Origin of the sequence: Lapillicoccus jejuensis (assembly GCF_006715055.1) — a bacterium.
In the GTDB taxonomy this organism is placed as follows: Bacteria; Actinomycetota; Actinomycetes; order Actinomycetales; family Dermatophilaceae; genus Lapillicoccus; species Lapillicoccus jejuensis.
On the sequence record NZ_VFMN01000001.1, the window covers coordinates 2628693 to 2649548 of the forward strand.

Annotated in this window: 14 protein-coding genes and 1 riboswitch; of the genes, 9 read left to right on the top strand and 5 right to left on the bottom strand. The window is 75.6% G+C overall.

Features of this window, described 5'->3' with window-relative positions; genetic code table 11:
• Position 1 precedes the first annotated feature (1 nt).
• Positions 2-1081: a glycosyltransferase family 2 protein gene (locus tag FB458_RS12390; RefSeq protein WP_141848762.1), complete on the bottom strand. Its 1080-nt coding sequence runs from the start codon at positions 1079-1081 to the stop codon at positions 2-4.
• A gap of 338 nt (positions 1082-1419) precedes the next feature.
• Between FB458_RS12390 and FB458_RS12395 the strand changes: the two genes are divergently transcribed.
• The 6 genes from FB458_RS12395 (at position 1420) to FB458_RS12420 (ending at position 12223) form a co-directional block, all read left to right on the top strand.
• Positions 1420-2652, top strand: a complete 1233-nt coding sequence (locus FB458_RS12395) for a cell division protein PerM (protein ID WP_141848763.1) — start codon at positions 1420-1422, stop codon at positions 2650-2652.
• Positions 2653-2695: 43 nt separating this feature from the next.
• Positions 2696-3349 (top strand): phosphoribosylglycinamide formyltransferase, encoded by a 654-nt coding sequence (gene purN / locus FB458_RS12400; protein WP_141848764.1) that lies wholly within the window; start codon positions 2696-2698, stop codon positions 3347-3349.
• A gap of 1 nt (position 3350) precedes the next feature.
• Positions 3351-3429: riboswitch (ZMP/ZTP riboswitch) on the top strand.
• A 43-nt stretch (positions 3430-3472) separates the two neighbouring features.
• Complete coding sequence (purH, locus tag FB458_RS12405; RefSeq protein ID WP_141848765.1) at positions 3473-5065, top strand: bifunctional phosphoribosylaminoimidazolecarboxamide formyltransferase/IMP cyclohydrolase; 1593 nt, start codon at positions 3473-3475, stop codon at positions 5063-5065.
• 144 nt (positions 5066-5209) lie between these two features.
• On the top strand, positions 5210-10030 hold the full coding sequence (locus FB458_RS12410) for a beta strand repeat-containing protein (protein ID WP_141848766.1): 4821 nt from the start codon (positions 5210-5212) through the stop codon (positions 10028-10030).
• 134 nt (positions 10031-10164) lie between these two features.
• Positions 10165-11895 (top strand): O-antigen ligase family protein, encoded by a 1731-nt coding sequence (locus tag FB458_RS12415; RefSeq protein ID WP_141848767.1) that lies wholly within the window; start codon positions 10165-10167, stop codon positions 11893-11895.
• A gap of 22 nt (positions 11896-11917) precedes the next feature.
• Positions 11918-12223 carry a DUF3017 domain-containing protein gene (locus FB458_RS12420; protein WP_170185668.1) on the top strand — a complete coding sequence of 102 codons (306 nt, stop codon included), beginning with the start codon at positions 11918-11920 and terminating at the stop codon, positions 12221-12223.
• A gap of 60 nt (positions 12224-12283) precedes the next feature.
• Here the strand turns inward: FB458_RS12420 and FB458_RS12425 are convergent, their stop codons facing one another.
• The gene (locus FB458_RS12425; RefSeq protein ID WP_141848769.1) at positions 12284-13276 is read right to left on the bottom strand and encodes a malate dehydrogenase; all 993 of its coding nucleotides are present in this window, start codon (positions 13274-13276) and stop codon (positions 12284-12286) included.
• 120 nt (positions 13277-13396) lie between these two features.
• Positions 13397-14209 carry an aquaporin gene (locus FB458_RS12430; RefSeq protein ID WP_246061193.1) on the bottom strand — a complete coding sequence of 271 codons (813 nt, stop codon included), beginning with the start codon at positions 14207-14209 and terminating at the stop codon, positions 13397-13399.
• Between the two features lie 178 nt (positions 14210-14387).
• Here FB458_RS12430 and FB458_RS12435 point away from each other — a divergent pair, with 178 nt between their 5' ends.
• Positions 14388-16619, top strand: a complete 2232-nt coding sequence (locus FB458_RS12435; protein ID WP_141848770.1) for an NADP-dependent isocitrate dehydrogenase — start codon at positions 14388-14390, stop codon at positions 16617-16619.
• 85 nt (positions 16620-16704) lie between these two features.
• Here the strand turns inward: FB458_RS12435 and FB458_RS12440 are convergent, their stop codons facing one another.
• Positions 16705-17739: an aldo/keto reductase gene (locus FB458_RS12440; protein ID WP_141848771.1), complete on the bottom strand. Its 1035-nt coding sequence runs from the start codon at positions 17737-17739 to the stop codon at positions 16705-16707.
• 188 nt (positions 17740-17927) lie between these two features.
• On the opposite strand from FB458_RS12440, the gene FB458_RS12445 reads away from it, so the two are divergent.
• Positions 17928-19376: an alpha-amylase gene (locus FB458_RS12445; protein ID WP_141848772.1), complete on the top strand. Its 1449-nt coding sequence runs from the start codon at positions 17928-17930 to the stop codon at positions 19374-19376.
• Positions 19377-19447: 71 nt separating this feature from the next.
• Positions 19448-19870, top strand: coding sequence for a PPOX class F420-dependent oxidoreductase (locus tag FB458_RS12450; RefSeq protein WP_141848773.1), 423 nt, complete (start codon positions 19448-19450; stop codon positions 19868-19870).
• Positions 19871-20134: 264 nt separating this feature from the next.
• On the opposite strand, the gene FB458_RS12455 is transcribed toward FB458_RS12450, so the two are convergent.
• Positions 20135-20770 (bottom strand): carboxymuconolactone decarboxylase family protein, encoded by a 636-nt coding sequence (locus FB458_RS12455; protein WP_211356026.1) that lies wholly within the window; start codon positions 20768-20770, stop codon positions 20135-20137.
• Positions 20771-20856 lie beyond the last annotated feature (86 nt).

Below are 20856 nucleotides of genomic sequence, written 5' to 3' on the forward strand. Positions count from 1 at the left end.
TTCACCTCCCTTCGGCGGCGTACTGGAGGGCCCACCGGTCCACGCGCACACCGGTGACCCGGCTGCGCAGGGCGGCGCCCCATCCGACGAGGAACCAGGCGGCGCGCATCCACGCGAACGCCTCCTGGGGGACCAGCAGCGCGGCGAGCAGGACGTCGCGACGGTCGCGGTGCGGGATCCGCAGCGACTGCTTGACGTCGTTGGCGACGAAGACCAGCGGCGCGAGCCACCAGTACCAGTGCCAGCTCAGCGTGCCGAGCGCGAGGTTGACGCCCATCATGAGGACGAAGGAGACGCGCACGAACGCGGCGGCCAGGCCGAGCACCTGCTGCCACCAGTCGAGCGCCGTACGGCGTCCCACCCCGAAGGTCATGAGGTCCTCGACCGTGCCGACCTGCCACTTCATCCGCTGGCCCCACAGGGCGCGGACGGTGCGCATCGAGTCGGTGTAGGCCCGCACGGTCGGCGAGACCTGGCAGCGGTAGCCGAGCTCGCGGATCCGGTAGGTCAGCTCGAAGTCCTCGGTCGTCGAGTCGTAGCTGTAGGGGCCCTGGCGGTCGGGCCGGGCCGCGACCTCGCGCAGGGCCGACCCGCGGATGATGCAGCCGGTGCCGGCCAGGACGCTGGTCCAGCCGCGGTCGAGCGCCGAGACGGTCCACTTGGCGAACTCGGCCCGCTGCAGGCGGGTCAGGAGGTCGCCACCGAGCATCGTGAACTTGCTGCTGCTGCCGCCCAGCGTCGCGTCCGCGTCGAGCTCGGCGACCCAGTCGCCGATCGCGTTCGGCGGCAGGACCGTGTCGCCGTCGAGGCAGACGAGGTAGTCGTGGTCGTCGCCGAAGCGGGCCCAGGCGCGGTTGAGCGCCTCGGACTTGCGGTGCGCCAGCCGCGGCAGCTCCCAGACGACGACCCGCGGGTCGTCGCCGGCGGCGTCGCGCGCCACCTGCGCCGTGTCGTCGGTGCACCCGTTCGGTACCACGACGACGAGGTCGGCCGGGCGCTCCTGCGCCAGCACCGCCGTCAGCGTCTCCCCGATGGACCCTGCCTCGTCGTGGGCAGGGATCACCACCATCACCGTGCTCATGCGACATCCCCATGTCGTCTCTTCGCCGTCGCCCGGCTCCCCAGCCGGCGCGACGGAGACGCCCGTCCGCGATGGCTCGCGGCGGGTCTCCTCCCCAATGGTCGTCGTCACCGTCGCGCCTCGAAGGCGCTCGCTCCCCAGCCGGTGGCGACAAGAAGAACTGTAGGCAGAGCCGCCGGTCGGACGAGGCGGATTGACCGAAATCGGCGAAAATAGTCCATTCGGACGATGTGGCAGCGCGAGGTCGCGGGTCGGTCACGGGTGGGGCACGGGTCCGTCGGGGGTCGCCGGAGTGGCGCCGCCGTGGCCGCCCCGGGCCGGGTCACCATGGAGTCCTCATGAGCCTCCTGCAGCACGTGCGCCCCCGCCCCTCCGACCGCGACGCCGGCCCGTCCGGCGACGGGCCGCCGGCCCTGTGGACGCACCTCCTGCCGGGGGTGCGGGCGGCGGGCGGCTCGTGGCTCGTCGTCGCGCTCGCGGCGCTGCTCGGCTGGGTCGTCGCGCCGCTGTCGAGCGTGTCGTGGCTCCAGGCCGTGGGGGTCGCCTCGGCCGCCTGGGGCCTCGCCCACGGGCTGCCGGTCGGGCTCGGCCGCGCCACCCTCGACGTCGCCCCGCTCGGCCTCACCGTGCTCGCCGGGGCCGTGACCGCCCGCGCCGTCCGGCGCACGCTCGAGCAGACCCACGCCGCCGCCCCGGGGACGACGTGGGGCCCGCTCGTCGGGCGCCGGATCGTCCCGGGCTTCCTCGCCGGCTACCTCGCCGTCGGGGTGGTGGCCTGGCTGACCACCCTCGCCGGCCCGGCGCGCCCGCCGGTGTGGAGCCTGCCGCTGCTGCTGTGGGTGCCCCTCGCCGCGACGGCCTGGGTGCTGGCCCGCCGCCACGGGCGCGGCGAGGAGGCGCCGTACGTCGGCCCGGCGCTGGACCGCGCCCCCCGCTGGGTCGCGCGCGCGCTGCTGCCCGGGGTGCGCGGCGCCGGTCTGCTGCTGCTCGCCGGCCTGCTCGTCGTCCTCGTCGCGGTCCTCGCCCGGATCGGCACCGTCACCGGTCTGCAGTCCGCCCTCGCCCCGGGCGCCGTCGGCGGTGCCGTCCTGCTCGTCGCCCAGCTGCTCGTCGTGCCCGACCTCGCCGTCTGGGCGCTGGCCTGGCTCGCCGGCCCGGGCTTCACCGTCGCGCAGGGGAGCACGGTGACGCTGACCGGTGCCCACCCGGGCCTGCTGCCGATGCTGCCCGTGCTCGGCGCGCTGCCGACGGGGGGCGACCTGCCGGGTGCCCTGCTCGCGCTGCTCGCCGTGCCCGTCCTCGTCGGCGCGGTCGTGTCGTGGCTGGCCTGCCGCGACCTCGCCCGGCTCAGCAGCTGGCGGGTCAAGGCGACCACCGCCACCGCGGCCTGCGGCGTCAGCGCCGCCCTCGTCCTGGTCGCCGGGCTGCTCGCCGGCGGCTCGCTCGGGGTGCAGCGGCTCGCGCAGGTCGGCCCGAGCGCGTGGCTGCTCGCGCTCGCCGTGCTCGGCGAGCTGCTCGTCGGGGCCGCGCTGCACGTCGGGGTCGACCGGCTGCTGCAGCACCGCCGCTGACCGGTCCCGTCGGGTCCGCCCGGCGCTCGGTAGGGTCGTCGCCGTGCCCGACCCGACGCCCGACCCGACGACCGACCCGAGGCCCGGCATCGTCGTCCTCGTCTCCGGCTCCGGGTCGCTGCTGCAGGCCCTGCTCGACGCGAGCCAGGACCCGGCGTACGGCGTCCGGGTGCTCGCCGTCGGCGCCGACCGCGACGGGATCGAGGGCCTCGCCCGGGCCGAGCGCGCGGGCGTGCCGACCTTCGTCCACCGCGTCGCCGACCACCCGACGCGCGAGGCGTGGGACGAGGCGCTGACGGCCCAGGTGGCGTCGTACGGGCCGGTGCTCGTCGTCTCGGCGGGCTTCCTCAAGCTCGTCGGGCCGGCGTTCCTCGCGGCCTTCGGCGGCCGCTTCCTCAACTCCCACAACGCCCTCCTGCCTGCTTTCCCGGGAATCCACGGTCCGCGGGACGCGCTCGATTACGGCGTCAAGGTGGCGGGCGCGACGCTCTTCGTCGTCGACGCGGGCGTGGACACCGGCGCGATCGTGGCCCAGTGCGTCGTGCCGGTGCACGACGACGACACGGTCGAGGAGCTCACCGAGCGGATCAAGCAGGCCGAGCGCCCGCAGCTGGTCGAGCAGGTCGGGCGGATGGTCCGCGAGGGGTACGTCGTCGAGGGCCGCCGCGTGCGGGTCGGTCCCCGCGCTGGACGCTAGGATCGGGGCACACGACTGGCGCAGGTGGGTGACCACCAGGGAGTGACACCGGTCGCGCATCGCCCGCCTGGGTGCGCGACACCGTGACCGCACCGCACCCACTCGCACCCCGCAGGAGCCCTCGTGCCCGACGTCACCGACGCCCGCCGCCCGATCCGCCGCGCCCTCGTCAGCGTCTACGACAAGACCGGCCTCACCGAGCTGGCCCGCGGCCTGCACGACGCCGGCGTCGCGCTCGTCTCGACCGGGTCGACGGCCGGGGTCATCGCCGCCGCCGGCGTGCCGGTCACGCCGGTCGAGGAGCTGACCGGCTTCCCCGAGTGCCTCGACGGCCGGGTCAAGACGCTGCACCCGCGCGTCCACGCCGGCCTGCTCGCCGACACCCGCAACCCCGACCACGTCGCCCAGCTCGAGGAGCTCGGCGTCGAGCCGTTCGACCTCGTCGTCGTCAACCTCTACCCGTTCCGCGAGACGGTGGCGTCGGGCGCGACCCCCGACGAGTGCGTCGAGCAGATCGACATCGGCGGGCCGTCGATGGTCCGCGCCGCGGCCAAGAACCACGCGAGCGTCGCCGTCGTCACCGACGCGGCGGCCTACGACCGGGTGCTCGAGGCCGTCGCGGCGGGCGGGTTCACGCTGCCCGAGCGGCAGCGGCTGGCCGCCGAGGCCTTCGTCCACACGGCGTCGTACGACGTCGCGGTGGCCAGCTGGATGGGCGGCGTCCTCGCCGACACCAGCGACGGCACCGGCTTCCCGGCGTGGACCGGCGCGACCTTCGAGCGGGCGGCGGTGCTGCGCTACGGCGAGAACCCGCACCAGCGCGCCGCGCTCTACCGGCACTGGCGGCCGGGCCTCGCGACCGCGGAGCAGCTGTGGGGCAAGGAGATGTCCTACAACAACTACGTCGACGCCGACGCCGCCGTGCGGGCCGCCTTCGACCACGGCGACCGACCGACCGTCGCGATCGTCAAGCACGCCAACCCCTGCGGCATCGCCGTCGGCACCGACGTCGCCGACGCCTACCGCAAGGCGCACGCCACCGACCCCGTGTCGGCGTACGGCGGCATCATCGCCACCAACCAGCGGGTCACCCTCGCGATGGCGCAGGCCGCGCAGGACGTCTTCACCGAGGTGGTCGTCGCCCCCGGCTACGACGACGACGCGCTCGAGCTGCTGAAGCAGAAGAGGAACCGGCGGCTGCTGCAGCTGCCCGCCGACGTCGAGCGGTTCCGCGACCCGATCGAGACGCGCGCGATCAGCGGTGGTCTGCTCGTGCAGACGCCGGACCGGGTCGACGCCGTCACCGAGGACGGGGGCGACGACCCCACGCGCTGGCGGCTGGTCAGCGGGGAGGCCGCCGACGAGGCGACGCTGGCCGACCTCGCCTTCGCCTGGCGCTCGGTGCGGGCGGTGAAGTCGAACGCGATCCTGCTCGCGAGGGACGGCGCTGCCGTCGGCGTCGGCATGGGCCAGGTCAACCGGGTCGACTCGTGCCGGCTGGCCGTCTCGCGGGCGGGGGAGGAGCGGGCCCGCGGCGCCGTCGCCGCCTCCGACGCGTTCTTCCCGTTCGCCGACGGCCTGCAGCTGCTCCTCGACGCCGGGGTCCGCGCGGTCGTCGCGCCCGGCGGGTCGATCCGCGACGAGGAGGTCGTGGCCGCGGCCGAGGCCGCCGGCGTGACGATGTACGTGACGGGGACGCGGCACTTCGCGCACTGACGGGGGTCGGGGGTGGGCGAGGAGCCGCCTCGTCCGTTCGGTCACGGTTGTCGCGGTTCCCCCCCACGGGCGGAGGGCGTCTGGCACAGTGACCGCGCCCCGGCCCCGGGGACCTCGTCCCGCTCGTGCAGGAGTCCCCGACCCGTGTCCCGCCCGTCCTCGCGCGCCCGCCGTCTCGGCGCGGCGCTGACGGCCGCCGCCGTCTCCGTCCTCGGCCTCCTCGCGGCCCCGGCGAGCGCCGGAGCCGCCGCGTCCGCCCCGTCCGCCCCCGCGGTCTCCGCCGTCACCCCGACCGCCCCGGGATCCGTCGTGCCGCTGCCGCCGGCCCGGGTCATGGACACCCGCACCGGCACCAACGTGCGTCCGGGGGTCGTCGCGGCGGGGACCAGCGTCACGCTGTCCGTGCTGGGCAAGGGTGGGGTGCCGACCACCGGGGTCGCCGCGGTCGTGCTCAACGTCACCGTCGTCGGCGCGAGCCAGCCGGGCTACCTCACCGTCTACCCGGGCGGCACGACGCCGCCGCCGGCCTCGAACCTCAACTACGCGACCGCGCTGCCCGTGCCCAACCTCGTGCTGGCCAAGCTCGGCGCCGGCGGGACCGTCGCCTTCCGGGCCTCGACCTCCACCCACGTCCTCGCCGACGTCGTGGGGTACGTCGTCGCGGGCGCGCCGACCACGCCCGGCGCGGTCGTCCCGGTCGCACCCCAGCGGGTCATGGACACCCGGACCGGGGTCGGCGTGCGCCGGGGCCAGGTGCCCGCCGGCGGGACGGTGGCGCTGCCCGTGCTCGGCGCCCCGGGCCTCCCGACGCGCGGCGTCGCCGCGGTCCTGCTCAACGTCACCGTCGCCGACCCGGTCGGCGGCGGCTACCTGACCGTGCACCCCGACGGGACGGCGACCCCCACCGCCTCGAACGTCAACTACGTGGCGCACCAGACCGTCCCGAACCTCGTCCTGGCCAAGGTCGGCGCCGGGGGACGGGTCGACTTCTCGGCCGTCGGCTCGGCCACCGACGTCGTCGCCGACGTCGCCGGGTACGTCGTCAGCGGGGTCGCCACCCAGCCGGGCGCGGTGGTCCCGACCGCCCCGGCGCGGGTGCTCGACACGCGCACCGGCCTCGGGGCGCGCCCCGGTCCGGTCCCCGCGGGCGGCGCGGTCGCGCTGCCCGTCCTCGGCCGGGGCGGGGTGCCGTCCACCGGCGTCTCCGCCGTCGTCCTCAACGTCACCGTCACCGCGCCGACGGGCCCGGGCTACCTCACGGTCTACCCGGGCGCGACGACCCGGCCGCCCGCCTCGAACCTCAACTTCGTCGCCGGGCAGACCGTGCCGAACCTCGTCGTCGTCCCTGTCGGGGCGGACGGCACCGTCGCGCTCGGCGCGGTCGGGTCCTCGACGCAGGTCGTCGCCGACGTCGCGGGCTTCGTCCTGCGGGACCCGCGCACGCCGCCCGGCCCGGTCACCGGCCTGGCCACCACCCCCGCGGCGACCGCGGTGACCCTCGCCTGGACCGTCGCCGGCTCGAGCACCGGCACCGTGGTGCGCCGCGCCGTCGGGACGACCCCGCCGGCCACCGCCGACGACGGCACCCTCGTCGCCGACCTCGCGGTGCCCGCCGCGACGGTCACCGACCGCGGCCTGACGCCGTCCACCACCTACTCCTACGCCGTCTTCTCGCACGGTGAGGGCCAGCTGTACGGCGCCGCCGCGACGGCCACGACGACGACCGCCGCGCCCGACGGCCTCGGCACCCTCACCGGCACCGTCACCGACGCCGCGGGGTCGCACCACGGTCTCGCCGGGGTCACCGTCACCGTGTCGTCGAGGACGACCGGCGTCACCCGGTCGGCGACGACCGGTCCCACCGGCACGTGGGTCCTCGACGGGCTGACGCCCGGTCGCGACTACTCCGCCTGCTTCACCGGGTGGAACGCCACCGGCGGCTCGTCGGACGCCCTCGGCTACGTCTACCGCTGCTACCGCGACCTCGACGCGGGCAACCTCGTCGTGCCGGCGAACGGCACGACCTCCGGCGTCGACGCGGCGCTCCTCGCCGGCGGCAGCGTCGGCGGCACCGTCTCGCAGGCGGCCGGGACGCACCCCGGCGTCGCCGGGGTCCGGGTGACCGTCAGCAGCTACGCCCTGCAGTCGCGCAGCGGGCAGCCCACGGTGACGACCGGCACCGACGGTCGCTACCTGGTCCGCGGTCTGGCGACGGAGTCCGGCTACGAGGTCTGCTTCGACCCGACGGGCGTCACCGGGGGGACCGCCGGCGCGGCCGGCTACGCCCAGCAGTGCTGGGACCACCAGCCGAGCTCGAGCCCGACCCCGCTCCCGGTCCGGGCCGGGACGGCGCGCACGGGGATCGACGGGTCGCTCGGCGTGGGCGGTGCGGTCAGCGGCACCGTGCGCGAGGCCGGGACCCTGCGACCGCTGGCCGGCGCGCGGGTCCAGGTCTCGCTGGGCTCCCGCCCCGTCGCGTCGGCGGTCACCGCCGCCGACGGCGGCTACCGGGTCGCCGACCTCGGGGCCGGCCCCGGGTACGTCGTCCACGTCGACGCCCCGGACGCGACCGGCGGCTCGTCGGACGCCTCGGGGTACCTCTCGACGTTCCTCGGCGGCGCCGTCGCGGGCAGCGCCACCCCGCTCACCGTCACCGCCGGCACCACGCTGACCGGTCGGGACGTCGTGCTCTCCCCGGCCGGCGCCATCAGCGGCCAGGTCACCGACCAGGCCGCGACCCGGCACGGCCTGCGCGGCGTCGCCGTCTTCGTCCGCTCGAGCGCGGCCGGGTACGACGGGTCGTCGTACGCCTTCACCACGGACGCGACCGGGCGCTACCGCCTGGCCGGCCTGAAGCCGGCCGCCGACTACCAGGTGTGCTTCCGCACCGAGGGCACGGTCGTCGGCGGCGCCTCCGACGCGACGGGGTACCAGCCCGAGTGCTGGGACGGCGTGCGCGCCGACGGCACCCCCACGCCGGTCACCGTCACCGCGGGGGCCGTCTCCACCGCCTCCGCCGACCTCGCGGCGGGGGCCGCCGTCACCGGCCGCGTCACGGACGCCGGCGGCACGCACGCGCCGCTCGGCGGGGTCCGCGTCACCGCCGCGCCGCTCTCGGGCGCCTTCGGCTACGTCGACGGCGTGCTCACCGCCGCCGACGGCACCTACACCCTGCGCAACCTCTCGCCCGCGGGCGGCCCCTACGCCGTCTGCTTCGAGGGCGCGACGGCGTACGGCGGATCGAGCGACACCAACGCCTACACGGGGCAGTGCTGGAAGAACGTCTCGTCGGCCGGCACGCCCACCCGGGTGCCGGTCACCGCCGGCGGCACGGTCCCCGGGATCAGCGCGGCGCTCACCGCCGCCGGCGGGATCACGGGCACCGTGACCGAGAAGGCCGGGACGCACCACGCGCTGGCCGGCGTCTTCGTCACCGCCCAGTCGTCCATGACGACAAACGGCTACGGCTTCGGGTCGGCCACGACCGGGGCGGACGGGAGCTACCGGCTGGTCGGGCTGCCGCCGGGCGCCTACACGGTGTGCCTCCAGCCCCGGGTCGGGGCCACGGGGGGCGGGGCGAGCGACGCCATCGGCTACGCAGCGACGTGCTACCTCGACCAGCCCACCTCGGCCACGGCCACCCCGGTCGTGGTGCGGGCCGCGCAGGCGTCGACGGCGAACCAGTCGCTCGCGGCGGCCGGGCGGGTCACCGGGACCGTCACGCAGGACGGCGGGACCCGGCACGCCCTGGCGGGGGTGCAGGTCACCGTCTCGAGCCAGAGCGCCCAGGCCTACGGGTCCGCGACCACGGACGCCTCCGGGCGGTTCTCGGTCCCCGGCCTCGCCCCGGCCGCGGACTACGTCGTCTGCTACGACGGCGCGCAGGCCACCGGCGGGACCAGCGACACCTACGGCTACGCCCGGGAGTGCTGGAACAACGCGGCCGACGAGGCCCACGCGACCAAGGTCGCCGTGACGTCCGGGGCGACGGCCACGCTCGACGCGGCGCTGCCCGCGCCGACCGGGATCGCCGGCGTCGTCACCGAGGACGGCGGGGCGCACGCGGGTCTCGCCGGCGTCGCGGTCACCGTCCACTCCGACAGCGCCGGGACCTACGGCTACGCGACGACCGACGCGCAGGGACGCTACTCGTTCGGGTCGCTCGTCCCGGCGGCCGACTACCAGGTCTGCTTCGACACCGGCTCCGGGGTGTCGGGGGGCTCGCAGGACGCGCAGGGGTACGTCGGCGAGTGCTGGCGGGACGCCACGCTCTCGAACCCCACGCCGGTCACCGTGACCAGCCGGACCGTGACGACGGTCGCCGTCGCCCTCGCCGACGGCGGGGCGGTGAGCGGCACGGTCACCGACGCGTCGGGGGCGCCGCTGTCGTCGGTCGGCGTCATGGTGGGCGACCCCGCCGACGGCCAGCTGACCATGGTCTGGACCGCCGACGACGGCACCTGGACCGCCCAGGGGGTGCCGGCCGGGACCGACCGCACGGTCTGCTTCTCGGCCTCGGGGGCCTCGGGCGGGTCGTCGACCTCGGGCTACGTCGACGAGTGCTGGGACGACGTCGCGTCGAACGGCACGGCGACGCCCGTGACGGTGACGACGGGGCGGACCACCACCGGGGTCTCGGCGCGGCTCGCCGCCGCCGCGACCGTCTCCGGACGGGTCACCGCCGCCGCCACCGGGTCACCGGTGGAGGGGGTCGACGTCGAGCTGCACCAGGGCGGCTCGACCGACGTCGTGGCCTACGCGTCCTCGGCCGCGGACGGCACCTACACCTTCCCCGGCCTCGCCGCCTCGAGCGACTACCGGGTCTGCTTCGTCGCCGGCTTCGCCGGCCCGTACGCCGACCAGTGCTGGGACGGGGCGCCCTACGACGTCACCCTGGCCACCCCGGTCGCCGTCACCGGCGGGTCCCGGCGCACGGGCGTCGACGCCCGGCTGGCGGCGTCCTGAGCCGGGCCCGCCGGGCGCGCCCGGGGCGCCCGGCGAGCCGGGCGGGCAGTGCGACCCGGGCGCCGCGCGTCGCCGAGCCGTCGCCGCCGCGGGTCCACGTCGTCGCGGTCTGGCTGCTCGGCCTGGCGCCGGCGGTGGTGCTGCCCGGCGCCCTCACCCCGTTCGTCCTGCCCAAGCTCACCGTCGACGCGGTCGCCCTCGGTCTCGCCCTGCTCGCCGCCCGGCGCAGCCGGCTCGGCCGCCCGGGGCTGCTCGTCCTCGTGGCCGGGCTGCTCGTCCTCGCGCTCGCCGCGCTGCTCGGCGGGGCACCGCTCGCGCAGCTCGTCGGGCGCGCCCCGCGCTACGAGGGCGTGGTCTCGGTCGGCGTCTACGCCCTGGCCGTCGCCGCCGGCGCCTGGCTGCTCGGCGCCCCGGGGCCGCTGCGCCGGCACCTGGTGCGGGCGACGACGGTCGCCGCCGCCCTCGTCGGGGCGCTCGCGGTGCTCCAGACCCTCGGGCTGCTCACCGGGTCCACCGACGTCACCCGACCCGGCTCGCTGCTCGGCAACGCCACCGAGCAGGGGGCGTACGGCGTCGCCGTCCTCGGTCTCGTGCTCGGTCTCGGCGACGTCCGGCGCGACCGGTGGTCCCAGGTCGCCGCCGTCGCCGCGGTGCTCGCCGTCGTCACGTCCGCCTCCCGCGGCGCGCTGCTCGGCCTGCTCGTCGCGGTCGCCGTCGTCGCGGTCACCGGCACGCCGGTCGTGCGCCGGGTCGCGTTCGGCGGCCTCGGCGCGGTCGTCGTCCTCGCGCTCGCGCTGCCGCTCACCCGGGACCGCCTGCTGCTGCTGAGCCCGCTGTCCCGGCAGACGGTCAGCGGGCGCTGGCTGGAGTGGCAGGAGACGCTGACGCTGCTCGCCCACCACCCGGTGCTCGGCGTCGGCCCGTCGGGGTTCGTCACCGCCGTCCCCGCGGTGCAGAGCGCCGACTACGTGCGCCTCGCCGGTGCGGACCGCCTCGACAGCCCGCACTCGGTGCCGCTGCAGGTCGCCGTCGCCGGGGGAGCGCTGCTGCTCGTCGTGGCCGTGGCCGCCGTCGTCGTGCTCGTCCGCGCCGCCCGGGCCCGGCGGGCCCGGTGGGCGACGGACCGGCCCCGGGACCGGGCGTGGGTGAGGGGGACGTCGGCGGCGGTCGCGGGGTGGGGTGCCGTGCTGCTCACGCACTTCACCGCGCCCGGCTCGACCCCGCTGCTGTGCGTGCTGGCCGGCAGCCTCCTGGCGGTGCCCCGCGAGCGCGAGCGACCGGTCGCGCTGCGCCGGGCCGCCGCGGGTGTCGTGGCGCTCGCCGCCCTCGCGCTGGCCCTTGCGTCGGCCGCCGAGGTGCCGCTGCGCTCGGGGCTGCTGGCGCTCGCGGCGGGGCAGGGCGAGGCCGGCCTGGCCGACCTCGACCGCGCCCACGCGCTGCGGCCGTGGGACCGCGACCTCGACGGGCTCGCGGCGCACGCGCTGGTGACGGACCCGCCCGCGGACCCGGCCCGGTGGGCGCCGTACGTCGAGCGGGCGGCCGCGGCCGTCCCCACCGACGCCGGCGCGCTCGTCGACCTGGCGGCGCTCGACCGGCTGCGCGGACGGCCCGACGACGCCCTCGTCGCGCTCGACCGGGCCCACGCCGCCGCCCCCGTCGACGCCGAGGTGCTCGTGGCCCGGGCCCGGGTCCTCGCGGGGCTGGGCCGGCTCGACGCGGCGGTGGCCGACCTCACCGCCACCGCCGACCTGCGCCCGCGCGACCCGCTGCCGCTGACGCTGCTCGCCGGGGTCTACCAGCAGCAGGGGCGCCTCGACCTGGCGCAGCGGGCCGCCACCCGGGCCGCGTCCCTCGGGGGCCGCTGAGCGCCGTGCGAGGATGTGCGCCGTGACGGCGAGCGGCGGTGGGGGACGCTGGCGCGCCCTGTCGGGGCTCGGGCCGTGGTGGCTCGTCGCCCTCGGTCTGCTCGCCGGTCTCGTGCTCGTCCTCGTCGGTCCGGTGCGCCAGGGCGGGTACGTCGTCGCCGGGTCGGTCGCGCTCGGCGCGGTGCTGCGCGCCGTCCTGCCCAGCCCTCGCGGCGGCGGCCTCGAGGTCCGCTCCCGCGGCACCGACGTCGTCCTGCTGCTCCTCGTCGCGGCGGCCCTCGTCACCGCGTTCACCCTCGTCAAGCTCGACGTCCCGCCCGGCGGCTGAACGCGCGACGCCCCGCCCGGCGGGGCCGGGCGGGGCGTCGTACGGGCGTCGGTCGGGACGTCAGCCGAGCAGGCCGAGCTCCTGGACGGCGTCGCGCTCGCCCTGGAGCTCCTCGACCGACGCGTCGATCCTCGCGCGCGAGAAGTCGTCGATCTCCAGGCCCTGGACGATGCTCCACTCGCCGTCCGTCACCGTGACCGGGAAGGAGGAGACGATGCCCTCGGGGACGCCGTACGAGCCGTCGGACGGGACGGCCATGGAGACCCAGTCGCCCTCCGCCGTGCCCTGCAGCCAGGTGCGGGCGTGGTCGATGGTCGCCGACGCGGCCGAGGCGGCGGACGACGCGCCACGCGCCTCGATGATCGCCGCGCCGCGCTTGGCGACGGTGGGGATGAAGGTGTTCTCGACCCAGTCGTGGTCGCCGACGGCCTCGTAGGCGTTGCGGCCGGAGACCTCGGCGTGGAAGAGGTCGGGGTACTGCGTGGCCGAGTGGTTGCCCCAGATCGTCATGTGCTTGACCTCGGTGACCGGGACCTGCAGCCTGGCCGCGAGCTGCGCGATGGCGCGGTTGTGGTCCAGGCGGGTCAGGGCCGAGAACTGCCGCGCGGGGATGTCGCCCGCGTTGCTCAGGGCGATGAGCGCGTTGGTGTTGGCCGGGTTGCCGGTGACGACGACCTTGACGTCGTCGGCCGCGACCTCGGACAGGGCCTTGCCCTGCGGCGCGAAGATGCCGCCGTTGGCCTCCAGCAGGTCGCCGCGCTCCATGCCCGGGCCGCGCGGGCGGGCGCCGACGAGGAGGGCGAGGTTGACGCCGTCGAAGACCGTCGTCGGGTCGTCGCCGATCTGCACCCCCGCGAGGGTCGGGAAGGCGCAGTCGTCGAGCTCCATGACGACGCCCTCGAGCGCCTTGAGCGCCGGCGTGATCTCGAGCAGGCGCAGCTCGATCGGGGTGTCGGGGCCGAGCAGGTCACCCGCGGCGAGGCGGAAGAGCAGGCTGTAGCCGATCTGGCCGGCGGCGCCGGTGACGGCGACCTTGACGGGGGTGGTGGTCAACTTCGGGCCTCATCTGCTGGGGCGCCGGTCGTGCCGGCGCGGGGATCCGGTCGGCTCCGACGCTAGCAGCCGGGGCGGGTCACCCCGGACGGGCACGGGGCCGCGGGCGGGTGGCCTCGGTCACCGCGCGGCGGGCCCGCCGCCGATGTCGACGTTGCTGCGGTCGATGCCGGTGATCGCCTCGAAGGACCAGCCGGCGAGGACGGCGCCGACGACCGGTGCGAGCAGGAAGACCCACAGCTGGCCCGGGGCGCCGTCGCCGTTGAAGAACGCCACGGCCAGCGAGCGGGCCGGGTTGACGCCGGTGCGCGACAGCGGCAGGGAGACCAGGTGCACGACGACGTACGCGAAGCCGATGGCGATCGGCTCGAACCCGCTCGGCGCGTACGACGTCGTCGCGCCGAGGACGACGAGGACGAGCAGCGCCGTGAGCAGCACCTCGGCGAGCAGCACGACGCCGAGCCCGGCGCCGACGGGGGAGTGCGCGCCGAAGCCGTTGGCGTCGAGCTGCCCCGTCGCCTGCGCGCTGCCGAAGGTGCTGCGGGCCGTGCCCCACACGACGGCGCCGGCGAGCAGGCCACCGGCGAGCTGGGCGACGACGTACAGGCCCACCTCGCGCAGCGAGTCGAAGCGGCGGGCCGCCCACAGCCCCAGCGTCACCGCCGGGTTGAGGTGGGCCCCGGAGACCGAGCCGACGGCGTAGGCGACCGCGACGAAGGACAGGCCGGCGGCCAGGGCGATGCCGAGGTTGCCGACGCCCTGCTGGCTCGACGGCTGCGTCAGCGACCCCGGGGAGGTGTACGACGCCCCGAGGACCGCGGTCCCGACCGTGCCGAGGACGAGGAAGAACGAGCCGAGCGCCTCCGCCCCCAGCCGCTTGCCCATCGGCCGTCGCAGGCCGTCGCCCAGGCTCCCCGTCACCGGCGTCGTCATGCGGTGAGGCTACTGCCCGGGCGGGTCCGCGGCGGGGGTGCGCGGACGTCGTGAGGCGTTCCCCGGGCAACTATCTTGACGTCAAGATAGGCGGTAGGGTGGGGCCCGAGGCCGCGGGAGTCCCTCCGGCGGCGACCCGCTCCACCCGACCGCCCGCCGACCCTGGGAGCCGACCCGCATGAGCACGATCATCTACACGCTCACCGACGAGGCGCCGCTGCTCGCGACGTACTCCTTCCTGCCGGTGGTGGAGGCCTACGCCGCGGCCGCCGGTGTCGACGTCGAGACCCGCGACATCTCGCTCGCCGGCCGCATCGTCGCCGCCTTCGCCGACCGCCTGCCCGAGGACCAGCGCGAGAGCGACGCCCTCGCCGAGCTCGGTGCGCTCGCGACGACGCCCGAGGCCAACATCATCAAGCTGCCGAACATCTCGGCGTCGGTGCCGCAGCTCAAGGCCGCCGTCGCCGAGCTGCAGGCGCAGGGGATCGCGCTGCCGGACTACCCGGACGAGCCGCGCACCGACGAGGAGCGCGAGACCCGCGCCCGGTACGACAAGGTCAAGGGCTCGGCCGTCAACCCCGTGCTGCGCGAAGGGAACTCGGACCGTCGCGCGCCGGCGTCGGTGAAGTCCTACGCGCGCAAGCACCCGCACTCGATGGGTGCGTGGAGCGCCGACTCGCGCACCAACGTCGCGACGATGGGCCACGACGACTTCCGCTCGACCGAGCAGTCCGTCGTCCTGCCCGCCGACGACACCCTGACCATCCGCCACGTCGGCGCCGACGGCACGACGACCGTCCTCAAGGACGGGCTCGCGGTCCTCGCGGGCGAGGTCGTCGACGCGACGGTCCTGCGCGCGGCGGCCCTCGACGCGTTCCTCGCCGAGCAGGTCGCCCGCGCCAAGGCCGAGGGCGTGCTGTTCTCGGTCCACCTCAAGGCGACGATGATGAAGGTCTCCGACCCCATCGTCTTCGGCCACGTCGTGCGCGCCTACTTCGCCGACGTCTACAGCCGGTACGGCGCCGAGCTGGTCGCCGCCGGGCTCGACGGCTCCAACGGCCTCGGGGCCGTCCTCGCCGGGCTGGACGGGCTCGAGCACGGCGCCGAGATCCGCGCCGCGATCGAGCAGGGCCTCGCCGACGGCCCGCGCCTGGCGATGGTCAACTCCGACAAGGGGATCACCAACCTGCACGTGCCGAGCGACGTCATCGTCGACGCGTCGATGCCGGCGATGATCCGCACCTCCGGCCACATGTGGGGCCCGGACGGCGAGGAGGCCGACACGCTCGCGGTGCTGCCCGACTCGTCGTACGCCGGCATCTACCAGGCCGTCCTCGACGACTGCCGCGCCCACGGCGCCTTCGACCCGACGACGGTGGGCTCGGTGCCCAACGTCGGTCTCATGGCCCAGAAGGCCGAGGAGTACGGGTCGCACGACAAGACCTTCGAGGTCACCGCGGCCGGCAAGGTCGAGGTCGTCGACGCCGCCGGCAACGTGCTCATGACCCACGACGTCGAGCCGGGCGACATCTGGCGCGCCTGCCAGACCAAGGACGCGCCCATCCGCGACTGGGTGGGGCTGGCCGTCACCCGCGCCCGCGCGTCGGCGACGCCGGCGATCTTCTGGCTCGACGAGGACCGCGCCCACGACGCCAACCTCATCGGCAAGGTGCGGACCTACCTCGCCGAGCACGACACGGACGGGCTGGACATCAGCATCGCCGCCCCGGTCGACGCGATCCGCACGTCGCTGGAGCGGATCCGGCGCGGCGAGGACACCATCTCGGTGACCGGGAACGTGCTGCGCGACTACCTCACCGACCTCTTCCCGATCCTCGAGCTCGGCACGAGCGCGAAGATGCTCTCGATCGTGCCGCTCATGGCCGGTGGCGGGCTCTTCGAGACCGGCGCGGGCGGCTCGGCGCCGAAGCACGTGCAGCAGCTGGTCGAGCAGGACTACCTGCGCTGGGACAGCCTCGGCGAGTTCCTCGCGCTGGCCGCGTCGTTCGAGCACCTGGCCGACCACGCGAAGAACGAGCGGGCGCGGGTCCTCGGCGCGGCGCTCGACCGGGCGACGGCGACCTTCCTCGACGAGAACAAGTCCCCGGGGCGCAAGCTCGGCACCGTCGACAACCGCGGCAGCCACTTCTACCTCGCGCTCTACTGGGCGCAGGAGCTGGCCCGCCAGGACGACGACCCGCAGGTCGCCGCCGCGTTCGCCGACCTCGCGCGCACGCTCGGCGAGCAGGAGGGCCGCATCTCGCAGGAGCTGCTGGCCGTCCAGGGGAAGCCGGCCGACATCGGTGGCTACTTCCGCCCCGACGCCGAGAAGGCCGCCCGGGTCATGCGCCCGTCGGCGACGTTCAACGCCGCGCTCGACGCGCTCAAGGCCCGCGCCGCCGCGCTCTGACCCGCAGGGACCAGACGAATCGGATTCGGCCCGCTCGGCTCGGTGTGTGACACGAGTCGAGCGGGCCGAATCCGATTCAGGTGGGTCAGCGGCCGCCGTCGATGCGGCGCGAGCGCTGGGCGACGCCCGGGCCGCCGTACGGGTAGTCGGCCGGGGCCGGGTCGCTCGCCGCGTCGAGCCGCGAGACCTCGTCGTCGGTGAGGACGACGTCGCTCGAGCCGAGGTTGTCGCGCAGCTGCTCGAGCGTGCGCGCCCCGAGGATCACCGAGGTGACCGCCGGCCGGTCGCGCAGCCACGCCAGGGCGACCTGACCGAGGGTGACCCCGCGCGCCTCGGCCACCGCCCGTACGGCGTCGATCGTCGCCCAGGTGCGCTCCTGCCGGCCCCGTCGGTCGTAGGCCTCGACGCCGCGCTCCGGGTCCTCGCCCAGCCGCGTCGCGCCGGTGGGTCGTTCCTCACGACGGTACTTCCCGGTCAACCACCCGCCGCCCAGCGGCGACCACGGCAGCAGGCCGAGGCCGTTGGCCTGGGCTGCCGGCACGATCTCCCACTCGATCTCGCGGACCAGCAGGTTGTACTGCGGCTGCAGGGTCACCGGCACGCTCATGCCACCGAACTCCGCGACGTCGACCGCCTTCTGCAGCTGCCAGCCGGTGAAGTTCGACAGGCCGACGTACGAGATCTTCCCGGCGTGCACGGCGTCGTCGAGCGCCGACAGCGTCTCCTCGACCGGCGTGAACGGGTCGTGCGCGTGCACCTGGTAGAGGTCGATCGTCTCGACCCCGAGCCGGCGCAGCGAGGCGTCGATCGCGCGCGACAGGTGGCGCCGGGACAGGCCGAGGTCGTTGGGGCCCGGGCCGGTCGGGAAGCGGCCCTTGCTCGCGACGACGACCTGGTCGCGCACGTCGGCCGGTCGTGACGCGAGCCAGCGGCCGATGATCTCCTCGCTGACCCCGGCGTTGTAGACGTCGGCGGTGTCGACCAGCGTCCCCCCGGACTCGACGAAGAGGTCGAGCTGCGCGTGCGCCCCCTCCTCGTCGGTCTCGTTGCCGAAGGTCATCGTGCCGAGCGTGAGGGCCGAGACGGCACAGCCGCTGCGGCCGAGGGTGCGGTACTCCATGGGGCGGGCTCCTGGACGGGGTGCGGGGACGGGCGCGAGCGGTGCTCTCCGGTTGCCGCCCCCACGAGGCGTGCCTACGCTCCAGCACGCCCGGGGGGCCGAGCCGGGCCCTACCCGGCCCCGTACCCCCCACCTCGGGGGCCACACCCCCACCCCACACACGCCCGTACCAGAGCGAAGGAGCTCCCATGGGTCTGCGCGCGCACCGGCGCCCACCGCACCGCGAGGCACGACGGCGATCCCGCCTCCTCCCCGTCCTCGCGACCGTCCTCGCCCTCGGCGCCGCCCCGGCGGTGCTCTCGGCGCCACCCGCCGGCGCCACCCCGCCGGGCACCAAGGACGTCACGGCCACGATGTTCGAGTGGCGCTACGACTCGGTCGCCACCGCCTGCACGACCGTCCTCGGCCCGAAGGGCTACGGCCTGGTCGAGGTCTCCCCGGCCGCCGAGCACATCGCCGGCTCGCAGTGGTGGACGTCGTACCAGCCCGTGAGCTACAAGATCGCCGGGCGCCTCGGTGACCAGGCGTCGTTCTCGCGGATGGTCTCCGCGTGCCACGCCGCCGGCGTCAAGGTCGTCGCCGACGTCGTCGTCAACCACATGAGCGCGGGCAGCGGCACCGGCACCGGCGGGACGGCGTACACCAAGTACGACTACCCGGGGACCTACCAGACGCAGGACTTCCACTCCTGCCGTCGCGACATCGCGGACTACACCAACCGCACCGAGGTGCAGACCTGCGAGCTCGTCGGGCTCGCCGACCTCGACACCGGCAGCGACTACGTGCGCGGGAGGATCGCCGGCTACCTCAGCTCGCTGCTCGCCCTCGGCGTCGACGGCTTCCGCGTCGACGCGGCGAAGCACGTCGCCGAGAGCGACCTCGCGGCCATCAAGGCCAAGCTGAGCAACCCGAACGCCTACTGGGTCCAGGAGGTCATCCCCGGCGCGGGGGAGGCCGTCCAGCCGTCGGAGTACACGCCGACGGGCGACGTCGACAACTTCCAGGGGGCCTTCGACCTCAAGCGGATGTTCACCTCCGACAAGATCGCCTACCTGTCGAACTGGGGCGAGCCGTGGGGCTACCTCAAGAGCGGCCAGGCGCGGACCTTCATCGACAACTGGGACACCGAGCGCAACGGCTCGACCCTCAACGCCGGGTACGGCAACACCTACACGCTCGCCAACGTCTTCATGCTGGCCTGGCCGTACGGCAGCCCCAACGTCCTGTCGAGCTACCAGTACGCCGGCAACGACGACGGCCCGCCGAACGGCGGCACGGTCAACGCCTGCTTCTCCGACGGCTGGCGCTGCCAGCACCTGTGGCGCCAGATCGCCAACATGGTGGCCTTCCGGAACGCGACCGCCGGCCAGCCCGTGACGAGCTGGTGGAGCAACGGCGCCAACGCCATCGCCTTCGGGCGCGGCTCTCGCGGCTACGTCGCGATCAACCACGAGGGCTCCGCGATCACCCGGACCTTCCAGACCAGCCTGCCGGCGGGGTCCTACTGCGACGTCCAGCACGGTGACCCGGGCGCGAACGGCGCCTGCAGCGGCCCGAAGTACACGGTCGCGTCGAACGGCACGTTCACCGCCACCGTCGGGGCCGGGGACGCGGTCGCGCTGTACGTCGGCGCCTGAGCGGACCCGCACCACGCGAGGCGGGGTCGGGGGCGGCGGAACACCGTCGCCCCCGGCCCCGTTCCGCTCCCATGGACCTCGACACCGCCCGGGAGCTCGCGCGCGAGCAGCGCCGCTCCGTCCTCGTCACCCTCAAGCGCGACGGCCGCCCGCAGCTGTCCAACGTGCTGCACCTGGTCGGCGACGACGGCCGGCTGCGGGTCTCGATCACCGCCGACCGCGCGAAGTACCACAACCTGCGCCGCACCCCGTGGGGCGCGCTGCACGTCACCACCGCGGACTTCTGGTCGTACGCCGTCCTCGAGGCCGACGTCGAGCTGCTCCCGGTCGCGCAGGACCCCCACGACGCGACGGTCGACGCGCTCGTCGAGTACTACCGCACCGCCCAGGGCGAGCACCCGGACTGGGACGAGTACCGCGCCGCGATGGTCGTCGAGCAGCGCCTGCTCGCCGTCCTCACCCCCACGCACGCCTACGGCCAGCGCCAGGGCTGAGCGCCCGTACGGTGCGCGTCACTCCCGGCGGCGGTCAGCGTCGCGTGTGGCGAGGACGGCGATCCTCCGCGTCGGCGATGACCTCGCGGTACGGCTCCGGCGTTCCTATGTGAACGGGGCGGGTTGCTGACATCCATCAATTGATGGCTCTCAGCAGCGCGGGTGCGGGGCGGGTTGCTGACATCCATCAATTGATGGCTTTCAGCAGCGCGGGTGCGGGGCGGGTTGCTGACATCCATCAATTGATGGCTCTCAGCAGCGCCGTCACTCCTCGGGCGTGCGGCCCCAGGTCACGGCGTCGCGCACGACCTCCGGCAGGCCGTCGACGAGGGCCCGGTCCGGGCGCGCGCCGAGCGCGTCGTTGACCGTCGAGAACGCGACCCGCAGCGCGACGAAGAGCGTGATGGCGGCGACCTGCGTGTCGTCGTACCCGGCGGCGCGCAGCGCGTCGAGGTCCTCCGGGGTCGTGCCGTTCGGGTCGGCGGTGACCGTTCGGGCCCACTGCGCCAGCGCCCGCTCACCGGTGTCGAGCCGGGTGTCGTCACCGCGCAGCACCGTCGCCGCGACGTCCGGGTCCGCGACCGACGCGAGCTTCCCGCCCCAGGCGAGCGAGCAGTAGGAGTCGCCGAGCGTCGACGCGCACGCCGCGACGAGCACCCCCCGCTGGCGCATCGACAGCCCCGCGGTGCGCGCGGCCCCGCCCAGCAGCGCGAAGAGCGCGTCGTGCTCGGCGGGCAGCCGACCCCACAGCCGCGAGGCGTTCATGACGTAGCCCAGCTGCTCGAGGTCGTCCCGGCCCAGCCGCTGCGCCCCCTCGCTCGGCGGGGTCGGCGCGAGGAAGCTGCCGGACGGCTCGGTCCCCAGGTCAGCGCGCACGTCCGTGGTGACGTCGTACTCCATCGGCTCCTCCTCGGACGACCGGACGGCGCGCCTGCCGCGCGGTCCCAGCATGCAGCAGCGGCCGCGTCCACGGGAGATAGCGGCTC